The sequence below is a fragment of the Methylobacterium sp. J-118 genome (genome assembly GCF_057836565.1).
Genome location: NZ_JBYQFA010000001.1, coordinates 1,102,824 through 1,116,727 on the forward strand (window position 1 = coordinate 1,102,824; position 13,904 = coordinate 1,116,727).

Consider the following 13,904-nt stretch of genomic DNA (forward strand, 5'->3'; position numbering starts at 1 on the left):
GCGAACGCCACGCGCCACAACGATTTCGCGCCCGACCAGAAGGCACAACGATGACGGAGTCCCATCCGCGCCCCGCACGGTCCGGCGCCGCCGGCCGTCACCCGTTCGAGAGCGACCTCGACCGGACTCCGGCCAATCACGTCCCCCTGACCCCGGTGAGCCTCCTGGCGCGCGCCGCGGCGGCGGCGGGCGGGCGGGTTGCGGTGATCGACGGCGCCCGGCGCCTGACCTATGCCGAACTCTACGCGCGCTGCCGCCGCCTGGCCTCGGGCCTGGCCGGGCACGGGATCGGGCGCCTCGACACCGTGGCGATCCTCGCCCCGAACGTCCCCGAGATGATCGAGGCCCATTTCGCCGTGCCGATGCTCGGCGCCGTGCTGAACCCGCTGAACACCCGCCTCGATCCAGCGACGATCGCCTTCTCGCTGGCCCATGGCGGCGCCCGGGTGCTGCTCGTCGAGGCCGACTGCGCCCCGCTGGCCGCCCAGGCCCTGAGCGCCTGTCCCCAGCCGATCCTGGTGGTGGCGATCGGCGAGACCGGCATACCCGGTGCGATCCCCTACGAAGCGCTGCTTGCGGCCGGCGATCCGGACCACGCCTGGACCGGACCCGCCGACGAGTGGCAGTCCCTCTGCCTGCTCTACACCTCCGGCACGACCGGGGATCCGAAGGGCGCGGTCTACAGCCACCGGGGCGCCTATCTTCAGGCGCTCGGCAACGCCGTCACCTTCGGGCTAACCGCCGACAGCGTCTATCTCTGGACGCTGCCGATGTTCCATTGCAGCGGCTGGTCCTATCCCTGGGCCAGCGTCGCCGCCTGCGCGACCCAGATCTGCCTGCGCAAGGTCGAGCCGGCCGCGATCTTCCGCCTGATCGCCGAACACGGGGTGACGCATCTCTGCGGCGCCCCGATCGTGCTCTCGATGATCGCGCACGCCCCGGCCGCGGACCGGCGCGCCTTCCCGCAGCGGGTCCGGTGCGCGGTCGGCGGGGCGGCGCCCTCCTCGACGATCATCCGCACCATGGAGGAACTGGGCTTCGAGGTGCTGCATCTCTACGGCGCGACCGAGAGCTACGGACCGGCGGCCGTCTGCCTGGCGCAGCCGGACTGGGCGGACCTGTCCGAGGACGACCGCTACGCCCGCATGGCGCGCCAGGGCGTGCCGCTCGCGACCCTCGAAGACGTGGCCGTCGTCGACCCGGCCACCGACCGGCCGGTGCAGCGGGACGGAACGGCGGTGGGCGAGATCTGCCTGCGCGGGAACACCATCATGAAGGGCTATCTCGGCAATCCCGATGCCACCGCGCAGGCGCTCGCCGGCGGGTGGTACCGGACCGGCGACCTCGCGGTCTGGCATCCGGACGGATCCGTGGAGATCAAGGACCGGGCGAAGGACATCATCATCTCCGGGGGCGAGAACATCTCCAGCCTGGAGGTGGAGGAGGTGCTGATGCGCCATCCCGCGGTGATGCTGGCGGCCGTGGTGGCACGGCCGGACCCGACCTGGGGCGAGAGCCCCTGCGCGTTCCTGGAGGTGAAGCCCGGCACGGAAGCGCCGAGCGCGCAGGACGTGATCGTCTTCTGCCGCGGGCGGATGGCGCGGTTCAAGGTGCCCAAGACCGTGGTTTTCGGTCCCCTGCCCAAGACCTCGACCGGGAAGATCCAGAAATTCGTCCTCCGGGACCGGGCGCGGGACTTTTGACCGAAGCCGCAATGTCGCCGCGTCGGACGCCGTCGATGTCCCGCCTGCCGCTCGGCCGTACCGGGGTTGTCATGAGCGCAGACCGACTCTTCGCTGCAGCCTCGACATGTCGGCCGGCCGAACCCACAACCCGCCCGGCGCGACCCCGGCCGCCAGCCCGCAGGATCGATCCGCGACCGAACCGAGCCGGCCGGGTCCTGGATGAACCGCGCGGGAGCCGCGTCGAATGGATACGTTTCACCGACCCGGTTCGTGTTCGTCGCGGTGCAGATAACGGCGGCCGATCCTGTCAGAATACCGGTCCGCACGGCGCTAGAGGCATCGGCCGGAGGCCGCGACCCGACATGGATTTCACCATCTCCCCCCGCGTGGAGGATTACCGCGCCCGGATCGCGGCCTTCGTGGACACCCACATCCTGCCGCTGGAATCCGACCCCTCCGCCTATGATGGCCACGGCAATATCGGCCTGCCGGACCTCGCCCGGCTGCGCGACCTGGCGCAGGCCGAGGGGCTCTGGTGCCTCCAGCTCAGGCCGGAGACCGGGGGCGCCGGCCTGGACAAGGTCGGCATGGCGGTCTGCTACGAGGCCATGAACCGCTCGATCTTCGGGCCGGTGGTGTTCAATTCGGCGGCGCCGGACGACGGCAACATGATGGTGCTGGAGAAGGTCGCCACGCCCGCCCAGAAAGAGCGCTGGCTCGCCCCGATCGTGCGCGGCGCCGTCCGCTCGGCCTTCGCCATGACCGAGCCGCATCCCGGCGGCGGCTCCGACCCGGGCATGATCCAGACCCGGGCCGAGCGGCGGGGCGACACCTACGTGGTCACCGGCCGCAAATGGTACATCACCGGCGCCGAGGAAGCGGCGCACTTCATCCTGATGGCCCGGACCTCGGACGACGCGCGCAAGGGGCTGACCGCCTTCCTGTTCCACCGGGACCAGCCCGGCTGGGAGATCCTGCGCCGCATCCCGATCATGGGCCCGGAGGAGCATGGCGGCCATTGCGAATTGCTCTTCGACGGCCTCGAGATCCCGGCCGAGAACGTTTTGATGAACGAGGGTGACGGGCTGAAGCTGACGCAGATCCGCCTGGGCCCGGCGCGGCTGACCCACTGCATGCGCTGGCTCGGCCTGTCGAAGCGCTGCGTCGAGGTTGCCCGGGCCTACGCCGCCGAGCGCCACGGGTTCGGGATCCGGCTCGCCGACCGCGAGAGCATCCAGCTGATGCTCGGCGACCTCGCCATGAAGATCGAGATCGGCCGCCTGCTGGTGATGAAGGCCGCCTGGGCCCTGGACCAGGGGAGCTTCGCCCGCAAGGAGGTCTCGATGGCGAAGGTGCACGTGGCCAACCTCCTGCACGCGGCCGCCGATGTCGCGATTCAGATCAACGGCGCCCGGGGCTATTCCACCGACACCCCGCTGGAATGGATCTACCGCTACGCCAGGCAGGCCCGGCTGGTGGACGGGGCTGACGAGGTCCACAAAATGGTGCTCAACCGCAGCCTGGAAGCCGAGGGCGATGCCTTTTGGAGCTGGGCGGTCGAGGCGTGAGCCAGAAAGCGAAATGATGACCGATGTCGTGATCACAGGCTTGGTGCGGACCGCGATCGGCACCTTCGGGGGTAGCCTCGCGGGCACGCCGCCCTCCGCGCTGGCGGCGCTCTGCGTGGCGGAGGCTTTGAAGCGGTCCGGTACGGCGCCGGAGACCGTCGGCCATGTGGTGTTCGGCAACGTCATCCCCACCGAGCCGCGGGACGCCTACATCGCCCGCGTCGCCGCCATCGAGGGCGGGGTACCGAAGGAAGTGCCGGCCCTCACCGTCAACCGCCTCTGCGGCAGCGGTCTGCAGGCGATCGTTTCGGCCGCGCAATCCATCCTACTGGGCGACGCCGACACGGCCTTGGCCGGCGGCGCCGAGAGCATGAGCCGGTCGCCGCATCTCCTGACATCCGGCCGCACCGGCCAGCGGATGGGCGATGTCAGCCTCGTCGATTACATGGTCGGCGTGCTGAGCGACCCGTTCGGCCACGGCCATATGGGCGTCACCGCCGAGAATGTGGCCGAGCGCTACGCGGTCTCCCGGGGCGAGCAGGACGCCTTCGCCGCGGAGAGCCAGGCCCGGGCCGCCCGGGCGATCCGCGAGGGCCGGTTCCGCGAGCAGATCCTGCCGGTCCCGGTCCAACGCAAGCGCGAGACCGTGGCGTTCGACACCGATGAGCACCCCAAGCTCACCGGCATCGAGGACCTCGCCAAGCTGCGCCCGGCCTTCTCCAAGACCGGCAGCGTCACCGCCGGCAACGCCTCGGGCCTGAACGATGGCGCCGCCGCCCTGGTCCTGTCGAGCGCCGCGCAGGCCGAGCGCACGGGCGCGACACCGCTCGCCCGGATCGTCGGCTATGCCCATGCGGGGGTGGACCCGTCCGAGATGGGCATGGGCCCGGTCCCCGCGGTGCGGCGCCTGCTCGACCGGACCGGCCTGCGCGCCGCCGATTTCGACGTGATCGAGTCGAACGAGGCCTTCGCGGCCCAGGCCTGCGCGGTCGCCCGCGCCCTCGATCTCGACCCCGCCAAGGTCAATCCGAACGGCGGCGCCATCGCGCTGGGCCACCCGATCGGCGCCTCGGGCGCGATCATCACGGTGAAGGCCCTCTACGAGCTGGCCCGCACGGGCGGCCGCTACGGGCTCGTGACCATGTGCATCGGCGGCGGCCAGGGCATCGCCCTCGCCCTCGAACGGATGCACTGAGATGTCGGGCCTGTTCGATCTCGCCGGCCGGCACGTCCTGGTGACCGGCGCCTCCAGCGGCCTCGGCCGCCATTTCGCCGGGACGCTCGCGCGCGCCGGGGCGCAGCTGACCCTCTGCGCCCGGCGGGCGGAGGCCCTCGCCGAGACCGTCGCCCGCGTCGCGGCGGAGGGCGGCCAAGCCCACGCCGCCGTCATGGACGTGACCGACGCCGGCAGCATCGAGCGGGCGCTGGACGCCGCCGAGGCACGGTTCGGCCCGGTCCGGGTGCTCGTCAACAATGCCGGAATCACCGCGACCAAGCCCGCCCTCGACCTCGACGAGGCCGATTGGGACGCCGTGCTCGACACGAACCTGAAGGGCGTCTGGCTGGTCGCGCAAGCGACGGGCCGGCGCATGGTTATGCACGGCACCGGCGGGAGCATCGTCAACATCGCCTCGATCCTCGGCCTGCGCGTCACCGGGGGTCTCACGCCCTACGCGGCCTCGAAGGCCGGGGTGGTGCAGCTTACCAAGAGCCTGGCGCTGGAATGGGCGCGCCACGGGATCCGGGTGAACGCCCTGGCGCCCGGCTACATCAAGACCGAGCTGAACGACGCGTTCTTCGAGTCCGACGCCGGGAAGGCGCTGATCAAACGCGTGCCGCAGCGCCGGCTCGGCGAGGCCGCCGAGCTCGACGGCCCGCTCCTGCTCCTCGCCTCCGAGGCCGGCGCCTACATGACCGGCAGCGTCGTCGCGGTCGACGGCGGCCACCTCGTCTCGGGCCTGTAGCCGATGGATCAGGATCGGCTGCGCGCCTGGATCGCCGGGCATCTCGGCTGCCTGGACCTGGTGATCGAGGACATCCGCCCCCTCGGCGGCGGTTCGATCCAGGAGAACCGCCTGGTCCGCTGCCGGCTCGATGGCGGGACGCGGGCCTTCGTGCTGCGCATGGACGCCCCCGCGACGATCGCGTCGAGCCGGTCCCGCGCCGAGGAGTTCCACATCCTGGAGGCGGTCTGGGCCGCCGGGGTGAAGGTTCCCGAGCCGGTCGACGTCTGCGACGATCCCGGGGTGATCGGCGCGCCGTTCGCGCTGATGGGACTGGTCGAGGGGATCGGGCTGGGGCCGCGCATCGCCAAGGACCTGACCCTGGGCGGCGACCGCGAACGCCTCACCGAGACCCTGGGCGGGGAACTCGCCCGGATCCACGCGGCCCTCGACCCGCGGGCGCCCCCCGCGGCGCTGGCTTTCCTGGGCGCGCCCGAACCGGACCCGGCACGGGCCGAGATCGCGCGGCTGCGGGCCAGCCTCGACGGGATCGGGGCCTCGAGGCCGGCGATCGAGTGGGGCCTGCGCTGGGGCGAAGTCCGCGCGCCGGCCTGCGCCGCCCCGACCCTGGTGCACCGGGACTTCCGCACCGGCAACTACATGGTCGACGCCGCCGGGCTCACCGCGGTGCTGGACTGGGAATTCGCCGGCTGGGGCGATCCGGCCCAGGATCTCGGCTGGTTCTGCGCCGCCTGCTGGCGGTTCGGTCGCCCCGATCTGGAGGCCGGCGGCATCGGGTCCCGCGCGGCCTTCTACCGGGGCTACGCGGAGGCCGGGGGGCGCGCCATCGATCCGGCGCGCGTCGCCTACTGGGAGGTGATGGCGCATCTGCGCTGGGCGGTGATCGCCCTGGAGCAGGGCGCGCGGCACGTCTCCGGCCGGGAATTCTCCCTGGAACTGGCGCTGACCGGCCGGATGGTGCCCGATCTCGAACGGGCGATCCTGCGGGCGACGGCCCCCGGGGCGTGGAGATGAGCATGCGGGACGATCCCTCCGGCGCGGCCCTCCTCGACGCCGCCCGCCGGGCGCTGACCGAGGAGGTGGTCCCCGGCCTGACCGGGCGCCCGCGCTACGTCGCCCTGATGGTGGCCAACGCGATCGGCATCGCCGCGCGCGAGATCGCCGAGGCCGACCGCCTGCACACGACCGGCGAAAACGTCCTCTCCGGCGCGCCGGTCGAGGCCCTGGTCCGGGCGATCCGCGCCGGCGCGCGGGATGCCGATCCCGATCTCCACGCCGCCCTGAGCGCGGCCGCGGAGGTGGCGGCGCAGATCTGGAAGCCGCCCGCGCCGGGCGGTTGAGCGTCACCGGCGGCCGAACAAGCGCTCGATGTCGGAGAGTTTCAATTCGATCGAGGTCGGGCGGCCGTGGTTGCACTGGCCGGAATTCGGCGTCGCCTCCATGGCGCGCAGGAGCGCGTTCATCTCCTCGGGCCGCAGGCGGCGGCCAGCGCGGACCGAGCCGTGGCAGCTCATCCGCGACAGGACCGCGTCGAGGCGGCGCCCCAGCGGGCCGCCCTCCGCGGCGGGGGCGCCCCCCTCCTCGTCGCCGCTCGATGCGAGGGCGTCGAGGATGTCGGTCACGAGATCGCGCACCGAGGCGCTGACGAGCGCGGCCGGCACCTCGCGCACCAGCACGGCGCCGGGCCCGAACGCCTCGACGGCGAGGCCGAGCCGGTCGAGGTCGGGCGCGGCGGCGACCAGCCGGTCGGCCTCGTCCGGGCTCATCTCGACCACGTCGGGGATGAGCAGGCCCTGGCGGGCGATGCCGCCAGCGGCGCGCTCGGCCTTCATCCGCTCGTAGACGAGGCGCTCGTGGGCGGCGTGCTGATCGACGATCACGAGGCCGTCGCGGGTCTGGGCGAGGATGTAGGTCTCGTGGATCTGCGCCCGCGCCGCCCCGAGCGGATGGTCCAGCGCCTCGGCAGCCTCGGCGAGGGGGCGGACATCCGCCTGCGGCGGGGCCGCCGCGTCGGACATCGATCCGGGCCGCTCGAACACGGCCTGGGCCGCCTCGCCGAAGCCACCCTCCCCGATCGGGTCGAAGGCCGCCGCGTCCGGAACCGGCGCCGGCCTCCAGGAATCCGACCGCTGGTAGCCCGGCGGCGCCGCCACCGAGGGTGCGCCGACCGCGAAGGGGCTCGGACGCGACGGCTGGAACAGGCTCGGCACGGCTGCGCCCGTATGGATCGCCAGGCCCGGACCGGCCGGGCGCAGAGCGTCGAGGGTCCGGGCCGCGCCAGTCGTGGCCGAGCGGACGCCGCCGCGGCGCAGGGCGTCGTGGATCGCGCTCACCACCAGGGCCCGCACGAGGCCCGGCTCGCGGAAGCGGACCTCGGTCTTGGCCGGGTGGACGTTCACGTCGACATGCTCGGGATCGCACAGGATGGCGAGGCCGAGCACCGGGTGGCGATCGGACGCCAGGGTGTCGGCGTAGGCGCCGCGCACCGCCCCGAGCAGCAGCCGGTCGCGGACCGGGCGGCCGTTGACCGCGAGGTGGATGTGGGTGGCCGCCCCCCGGTGATAGGTCGGCAGGCCGACATGGCCGGTCACCGAAAAACCCTCCCGGGCCAGCGAGACCGGCAGGGCGTTGGCGGCGAAATTCGGCCCCAGTACCGCGGCGAGGCGGCGCAGCTCTGCCTCCGGCCCGGTCTCGGCCGGCAGCACCAGGGGCTGGCCGGCATCGGCCCGGAGGGTGAAGCGGATGCCGGGCTGCGTCACGGCGAGCCGCCGCAAACTCTCGGCGATGGCGGCGTTCTCGGCCCGGTCGGATTTCAGGAATTTCAGCCGGGCCGGGGTCGCGGCGAACAGCTCGGTCACCTCGATCCGCGTGCCGCGTTGCGCCGGCGCCGGGCGGACCGGACCCTTGAGGCCCGCCGCCACGGTCAGGCTCGCCCCCGCCTCGGCCTCCGGGGTCCGGGTGACGAGGGTCAGCCGCGACACCGCGCCGATCGACGGCAGCGCCTCGCCGCGGAAGCCCAGCGTGTCGATCGCCGTGAGATCGCCGCCGGGGAGCTTGGAGGTGGCGTGGCGCTCGACGGCGAGCTCGAGGTCGTCCGGGCTCATGCCGCGGCCGTCGTCGACCACCCGGATCAGCCGGCGGCCCCCCGCCTCCACGGTGACCTCGATGGCGCGGGCGCCGGCGTCGATGGCGTTCTCGACCAGTTCCTTCACGGCCGAGGCCGGGCGCTCCACCACCTCGCCCGCCGCGATGCGGTCGACGAGCACGGGGTCGAGGCGTCGGACGGAGGGTGCGGGGGTGGACATCGGCCGCGAGAATAGACCCTGGCGCATCGTCCCGGAAGGCGGCTGCCGACGTTCGACGCGTGGCAGCCCCGATCCGCGACGGCGGCGCTCAGGCGCGCCTTTGCGCCCCGCCCAGGGTGATGCGGCCCGTGCCGGCCCGCGTCCCGTGGCTCGGCGCCGCGTAGGGGCGCCGGGACAGGTCGTAGAGGGCGTTGCCGACGATGCCGGCCGCCCGGCGCAGGGTCGCCCCGTCGCAGGTCGCCGCCACCCGGACGCCGATCTCGTGCGTGTGGCTGCGGCCGTAGAGCCAGACCGCCAGACGGGCCCGGGTCGCCTCGGAGATACCGTCGAGGAGGGAGGCGGCGCCGTCCGGATCCGCCTTGATCAGGCGTCCGACCGTCTCAGGCGGGATCGGGCAATCGAGTGCCGGATCGTCGATGCTCAGGGAGCGGGCCTTCATGATGGCGAACCTGACAGCTTTGGAACTGCAGGTTGTGCCGTTCTTGGTTAACGAACCGTCACCACGGGCATGGTCAGAGCGGCCTGCGCGTGACCCGGGCGATCAGGCCGACGATCCCCTCCCGGAACAGCAGGACGCAGAGCACGAACACGCAGCCCTGAATGATCGTCACCCAGGCGCCGAACTGGGCGAGGTAGGTCTCCATGGTGACGATCACCAAGGCGCCGACGATCGGCCCGAACACCGTGCCCATGCCGCCCACCAGGGTCATCAGCACCACCTCCCCCGACATCGACCAGTGGATGTCGGTCAGCGACGCGAGCTGGAAGACGATCGCCTTGGTGGAGCCCGCGAGCCCCGCCAGCGTCGCCGAGAGCACGAACACCGCGAGCTTGTACTGGTTGGCCCGGTAACCCAGGGAGATCGCCCTCGGCTCGTTGTCGCGGATCGCCTTCAGCACCTGCCCGAAGGGCGAGTGGACGATGCGGTAGATCAGCAGCATCCCGGCCATGAAGATCACGCAGACGAGGCCGTACATCGCCCGGTCGTCCGCGAGGCTGATCATTCCGAACAGATTGCCCCGGGGCACCGCCTGGATGCCGTCCTCGCCGCCGGTGAACTTCGCCTGGAGCGCGAAGAAGAACGCCATCTGGGCGAGCGCCAGTGTGATCATCGAGAAGTAGATGCCCTGCCGCCGGATCGCCAGCGAACCGAAGACGAGCCCGAGCAGCGCCGCCGTGGCGGTGCCCGACAGGATCGCCAATTCCGGCGTGAAGCCGAGGCTCTTGGCCGTATAGGCGCAGAGATAGCTCGCCATGCCGAAATAGGCGGCGTGGCCGAAGGAGAGCAGGCCGCCGTAGCCAAGCAGCAGGTTGAAGGCCAGCGCGAACAGCGCGAAGCACAGCACCTTCATCAGGTAGACCGGATACAGCAGCATCGGCGCCGCGATCAGCAGCAGGGCGATGCCCACGAAGATCAGGCGATGGAGCGCCTTGTCGTCCCGGCGCACCGGCAGCGCGGCGGCGATCGGGGGGGCGTCGATGGCGGCGGTGTCGGCCATGGGTGGAGCCTCGGTTCGCGGTCAGGCCGTGCGTCCGAACAGGCCGGCGGGTTTGACGAGCAGCACCAGCACCATGATCACGAAGATCACGGTGGCTGACGCCTCCGGATAGAACACCTTGGTCAGCCCCTCGGCCAGACCGAGGGCGAAGCCGGTGATCACCGAGCCGATGATCGAGCCCATGCCGCCGATCACCACCACGGCGAAGACCACGATGATGATGTCGGCGCCCATGTTCGGATTGACCGAGTAGATCGGTGCTGCGAGCACCCCGGCGAAACCGGCAAGGGCGACGCCGAACCCGTAGGTCAGGGTCAGGAACAGCGGCACGTTCACCCCGAAGGCCTGGACCAGGGTCGGGTTCTCGGTGGCGGCGCGGAGATAGGCGCCGAGCTTGGTCTTCTCGATGACGAGCCAGGTGGCGATGCAGACGGTGAGCGAGGCGGCGACCACCCAGGCCCGGTAGTTCGGCAGGAACATGAACGGCAGGCGCTGGCCGCCCGAGAGTTCGGGCGGGATCGCGTAGGGGAGGCCCGAGACGCCGTACTGGTTGCGGAACAGGCCCTGGATGATCAGCGCGAGGCCGAAGGTCAGGAGCAGGCCGTAAAGGTGGTCGAGCTTGTAGAGCCGGGCGATCAGCACGCGCTCCAGAACGATGCCGAAGGCACCCACCACCAGGGGCGCCAACCCCAGCGCCCACCAGTAGCCCAAGCCCACGTAGGTGAGCAGCATCCAGGCCACGAACGCGCCCATCATGTAGAGCGCGCCGTGGGCGAAGTTGATGATGTTCAGGAGCCCGAAGATGATCGCCAGCCCCAGCGACAGGATCGCGTAGAACGAGCCGTTGATCAGGCCGAGGAGCAATTGCCCGAACAGGGCCTGCATCGGAACGCCGAAGATCGTCGTCATGGGCTCCCCTCCGCGCCGCGACCGTGCCTCAACCCTTCACGAGGGGGCAGTTGCCCTCGTTGAGCGGACGGAAGACCTGATCGCCGGGGATGGTCTCGAGCGTCTTGTAGAGGTCCCACTCGCCCTTGGACTCGGCGGGCTTCTTGACCTCGAACAGGTACATGTCGTGGATCTTGCGCCCGTCCGCCCGGACGACGCCCTTGCCGAACAGCGGATCGTCGGTGGGCATCGCCTTCATCTTGGCGACCGTGGCGGCGCCGTCGGCGGTCGACTTCAGCTCGGCCACCGCCTTCAGGTAATGGAGCACGTCCGAGTAGACGCCGGCATGGTTGGCGGTGGGCTTCGAGCCGCCCTTCATCTGCTTGGCGAAGCGGTCGGAGAAGGCGCGGGTCCGGTCGTTCAGGTCCCAGTAGAACGGCTCGGTGAGCACCAGCCCCTGCGCGACCTTGGTGCCGAGCGAGTGCACGTCGGAGGAGAACACCAGGAGGCCGGCCAGAGCCTGCCCGCCCTCGGTGATGCCGAACTCGCCGGCCTGCTTGATCGAATTGATCGTGTCGGTGCCGGCATTGGCCAGGCCGATCACCTTGGCGCCCGAGCCCTGGGCCTGGAGCAGGAACGACGAGAAATCCGAGGTCGGGAACGGCGTCTTCACCGAGCCGACGACCTTGCCGCCACTTTTCGTGACCACCGCGCTGGTGTCGCGCTGGAGCGTCTGGCCGAAGACGTAGTCGGCGGTGAGGAAGAACCACGTGCTGCCGCCGCGCTTGACCATGGCGCCGCCGGTGCCGTTGGCGAGCGCCACCGTGTCGTAGACCCAGTGGATCGTGTTCGGCGTGCATTGCGGGCCGGTGAGGTCGGCGGTGCCGGCGCCGGTGTCGATGAAGACCTTGTTCTTCTCCTTGGTGACCTGGCTGATCGCCAGCGCCACCGAGGAGGTCACCCCGTCGGTGATCATGTCGACGCCGTCGCGGTCGTACCATTGCCGGGCGATGCCCGCGCCGACATCCGGCTTGTTCTGGTGGTCGGCCGAGACGATCTCGACCTTGAGCCCGTGCTGCTCCGGCTTGAAGTCCTCGACGGCGAGCTTCGCCGCCACGACCGAGCCCTCGCCGCTGATGTCCGAATAGGCGCCCGAGCGGTCGCCGAGGATGCCGATCTTCACCGGCGTCTGGGCGGCGGCGCTCCCCAGCGTCAGGGCACCGGCGAGGGCGGCGAGGCTCACGGGCCGGGCGATGCGTCCGAACATGGCGTTCTCATCCTCCTGCGGCGCGGCACGCTTCTGTGTCGGCCATGTATTCGGAGCGCCGCAGGCCGGCGCCTCCACGGTTTTGCTTGCAGGCTTCAGACGCCCAGATAGGCGTGAAGCTTGTCGATATTGGCGTCAAGTTCGGCATTGGGGATCATATCGATGACCCGGCCCTGCTCGATCACGAAATGACGGTCCGCCAGGGTCTGGGCGAACCGGAAGTTCTGCTCCACCAGCACGATCGTGTAGCCCTGGGCTTTCAAATGCTGGATGGTCCGGCCGATCTGCTGGATGATGACCGGCGCGAGACCCTCCGTGGGCTCGTCCAGCAGGATCAGCTTGGCGCCGGTGCGCAGGATGCGCCCGATCGCCAGCATCTGCTGCTCGCCGCCGGACAGCTTCGTGCCCTGGCTGCCGGCGCGCTCCTTCAGGTTCGGGAACAGGGTGTGGATCTCGGCCACCGTCATGCCGCCCGGCTTGACCCGGGGCGGCAGCATCAGGTTCTCGTGGACCGTGAGGCTCGCGAAGATGCCGCGCTCCTCCGGGACGTAGCCGAGGCCGAGCCGGGCGATGTTGCGTGACGCCATCCGGATGGTCTCGACGCCGTCATAGACGATCGAGCCCGCGCGCTTGCCGAGGATCCCGATGATCGCCCGGAGCGTCGTGGTCTTGCCGGCGCCGTTGCGGCCGAGCAGCGTGATCACCTCGCCCACCCGGACGTCGAGATCGATGCCGTGGAGCACGTGGCTCTCGCCGTACCAGCCCTCCAGCCCGCGGACGGTGAGGAGGGTGTCGGTCGCCGCGGCCGGAGCGGGTGGCTTCAGCGCCGTCTCAGGCATGTCCGGCCCCGATATAGGCTTCGATCACGCGCGGATCCTTCGACACGGTGGCGTAATCGCCCTCGGCCAGAACCTGGCCGCGGGCCAGGACGGTGATCCGGTCCGACAGGGACGCCACCACCGACAGGTTGTGTTCCACCATCAGGATGGTCCGGTCCTTGGAGACCCGGCGGATCAGCTGGGCCGTCCGGTCCACGTCCTCGTGGCCCATGCCGGCCATGGGCTCGTCGAGGAGCAGCATCTCCGGATCGAGGGCGAGCGTGGTGGCGATCTCCAGGGCCCGCTTGCGGCCGTAGGAGAGTTCCACCGCCAGCACGTCGGCGAAGTCCGAGAGGCCCACGGCCTCGACCAGGGCCAGCGCCTCGCCGTCGAGCGCCCGCAGCACCTTCTCCGGCCGCCAGAAGTCGAAGGAATCGCCGCGCCGGCGGCGCTGCAGGGCGATGCGGACATTCTCCGTCACGGTCAGGTGGGGAAAGACCGCCGAGATCTGGAACGAGCGGACGAGGCCGAGCCGGGCGACATCGGCGGCCTTCATGCCGGTGATGTCGCGGTCCTTGTAGCGGATCGTGCCGGCGGTCGGGATGAGGAACTTGGTCAGCAGGTTGAAGCACGTGGTCTTGCCGGCCCCGTTCGGCCCGATGAGCGCGTGTATCGTCCCGCGCTCGACCTGCAGCGCCACGCCGTTGACGGCCCGGAACCCGCGGAATTCCATCGTCAGGCCATCGGTCGCCAGGATCACGTCCCGTGCCAAGCGCTTCCCTCCCGATTTTCGATTCTTGCCGCCATATCGCCGAACCGCCCGGCTTCCGTCCATCGCAAACGCTCGGCGCGACGGGACAATCCCCGGCCGGTGATATCCGTTATTCACCGCCGGCCTCCGGATCCGCCC

13 protein-coding genes are annotated in these 13,904 nt (G+C 71.0%); 6 read left to right on the forward strand and 7 right to left on the reverse strand.

Features of this window, described 5'->3' with window-relative positions:
• Positions 1-50: 50 nt before the first annotated feature.
• The 6 genes from AC3IF3_RS05345 (at position 51) to AC3IF3_RS05370 (ending at position 6,557) form a co-directional block, all read left to right on the forward strand.
• Positions 51-1,703 carry an AMP-binding protein gene (locus tag AC3IF3_RS05345; RefSeq protein WP_489227683.1) on the forward strand — a complete coding sequence of 551 codons (1,653 nt, stop codon included), beginning with the start codon at positions 51-53 and terminating at the stop codon, positions 1,701-1,703.
• 344 nt (positions 1,704-2,047) lie between these two features.
• A complete protein-coding gene (locus AC3IF3_RS05350; protein ID WP_489227685.1) occupies positions 2,048-3,253 on the forward strand; it encodes an acyl-CoA dehydrogenase family protein in 1,206 nt (401 codons plus the stop codon).
• 16 nt (positions 3,254-3,269) lie between these two features.
• Positions 3,270-4,448: a beta-ketothiolase BktB gene (gene bktB / locus AC3IF3_RS05355; protein WP_489231246.1), complete on the forward strand. Its 1,179-nt coding sequence runs from the start codon at positions 3,270-3,272 to the stop codon at positions 4,446-4,448.
• 1 nt (position 4,449) lies between these two features.
• A complete protein-coding gene (locus tag AC3IF3_RS05360) occupies positions 4,450-5,217 on the forward strand; it encodes an SDR family NAD(P)-dependent oxidoreductase (protein ID WP_489227687.1) in 768 nt (255 codons plus the stop codon).
• Between the two features lie 3 nt (positions 5,218-5,220).
• Complete coding sequence (locus tag AC3IF3_RS05365; RefSeq protein ID WP_489227689.1) at positions 5,221-6,231, forward strand: phosphotransferase family protein; 1,011 nt, start codon at positions 5,221-5,223, stop codon at positions 6,229-6,231.
• A gap of 2 nt (positions 6,232-6,233) precedes the next feature.
• A complete protein-coding gene (locus AC3IF3_RS05370; RefSeq protein WP_489227690.1) occupies positions 6,234-6,557 on the forward strand; it encodes a DUF6285 domain-containing protein in 324 nt (107 codons plus the stop codon).
• A 3-nt stretch (positions 6,558-6,560) separates the two neighbouring features.
• Here the strand turns inward: AC3IF3_RS05370 and mutL are convergent, their stop codons facing one another.
• The 7 genes from mutL to AC3IF3_RS05405 all read right to left on the reverse strand — a co-directional run bounded on the left by mutL (position 6,561) and on the right by AC3IF3_RS05405 (position 13,766).
• On the reverse strand, positions 6,561-8,522 hold the full coding sequence (gene mutL, locus AC3IF3_RS05375; protein ID WP_489227692.1) for a DNA mismatch repair endonuclease MutL: 1,962 nt from the start codon (positions 8,520-8,522) through the stop codon (positions 6,561-6,563).
• A gap of 88 nt (positions 8,523-8,610) precedes the next feature.
• A complete protein-coding gene (locus AC3IF3_RS05380) occupies positions 8,611-8,961 on the reverse strand; it encodes a hypothetical protein (protein ID WP_489227694.1) in 351 nt (116 codons plus the stop codon).
• Positions 8,962-9,034: 73 nt separating this feature from the next.
• Complete coding sequence (locus AC3IF3_RS05385; RefSeq protein ID WP_489227696.1) at positions 9,035-10,021, reverse strand: branched-chain amino acid ABC transporter permease; 987 nt, start codon at positions 10,019-10,021, stop codon at positions 9,035-9,037.
• 21 nt (positions 10,022-10,042) lie between these two features.
• The gene (locus AC3IF3_RS05390) at positions 10,043-10,930 is read right to left on the reverse strand and encodes a branched-chain amino acid ABC transporter permease (RefSeq protein WP_489227697.1); all 888 of its coding nucleotides are present in this window, start codon (positions 10,928-10,930) and stop codon (positions 10,043-10,045) included.
• Between the two features lie 28 nt (positions 10,931-10,958).
• Positions 10,959-12,176, reverse strand: a complete 1,218-nt coding sequence (locus AC3IF3_RS05395; RefSeq protein ID WP_489220010.1) for an ABC transporter substrate-binding protein — start codon at positions 12,174-12,176, stop codon at positions 10,959-10,961.
• 95 nt (positions 12,177-12,271) lie between these two features.
• Complete coding sequence (locus AC3IF3_RS05400) at positions 12,272-13,015, reverse strand: ABC transporter ATP-binding protein (RefSeq protein WP_489227698.1); 744 nt, start codon at positions 13,013-13,015, stop codon at positions 12,272-12,274.
• A complete protein-coding gene (locus AC3IF3_RS05405) occupies positions 13,008-13,766 on the reverse strand; it encodes an ABC transporter ATP-binding protein (protein ID WP_243965048.1) in 759 nt (252 codons plus the stop codon). The genes AC3IF3_RS05400 and AC3IF3_RS05405 overlap by 8 nt, the downstream gene beginning before the upstream one ends.
• Positions 13,767-13,904 lie beyond the last annotated feature (138 nt).

Excerpts from the sequence above, each read along its gene's own strand:
- AC3IF3_RS05345 (WP_489227683.1), top strand. The coding sequence starts at position 51 with ATGACGGAGTCCCATCCGCGCCCCGCACGGTCCGGCGCCGCCGGCCGT.
- AC3IF3_RS05350 (WP_489227685.1), top strand. The coding sequence starts at position 2,048 with ATGGATTTCACCATCTCCCCCCGCGTGGAGGATTACCGCGCCCGGATC.
- bktB (WP_489231246.1), top strand. The coding sequence starts at position 3,270 with ATGACCGATGTCGTGATCACAGGCTTGGTGCGGACCGCGATCGGCACC.
- AC3IF3_RS05360 (WP_489227687.1), top strand. The coding sequence starts at position 4,450 with ATGTCGGGCCTGTTCGATCTCGCCGGCCGGCACGTCCTGGTGACCGGC.
- AC3IF3_RS05365 (WP_489227689.1), top strand. The coding sequence starts at position 5,221 with ATGGATCAGGATCGGCTGCGCGCCTGGATCGCCGGGCATCTCGGCTGC.
- AC3IF3_RS05370 (WP_489227690.1), top strand. The coding sequence starts at position 6,234 with ATGCGGGACGATCCCTCCGGCGCGGCCCTCCTCGACGCCGCCCGCCGG.
- mutL (WP_489227692.1), bottom strand. The coding sequence starts at position 8,522 with ATGTCCACCCCCGCACCCTCCGTCCGACGCCTCGACCCCGTGCTCGTC.
- AC3IF3_RS05380 (WP_489227694.1), bottom strand. The coding sequence starts at position 8,961 with ATGAAGGCCCGCTCCCTGAGCATCGACGATCCGGCACTCGATTGCCCG.
- AC3IF3_RS05385 (WP_489227696.1), bottom strand. The coding sequence starts at position 10,021 with ATGGCCGACACCGCCGCCATCGACGCCCCCCCGATCGCCGCCGCGCTG.
- AC3IF3_RS05390 (WP_489227697.1), bottom strand. The coding sequence starts at position 10,930 with ATGACGACGATCTTCGGCGTTCCGATGCAGGCCCTGTTCGGGCAATTG.
- AC3IF3_RS05395 (WP_489220010.1), bottom strand. The coding sequence starts at position 12,176 with ATGTTCGGACGCATCGCCCGGCCCGTGAGCCTCGCCGCCCTCGCCGGT.
- AC3IF3_RS05400 (WP_489227698.1), bottom strand. The coding sequence starts at position 13,015 with ATGCCTGAGACGGCGCTGAAGCCACCCGCTCCGGCCGCGGCGACCGAC.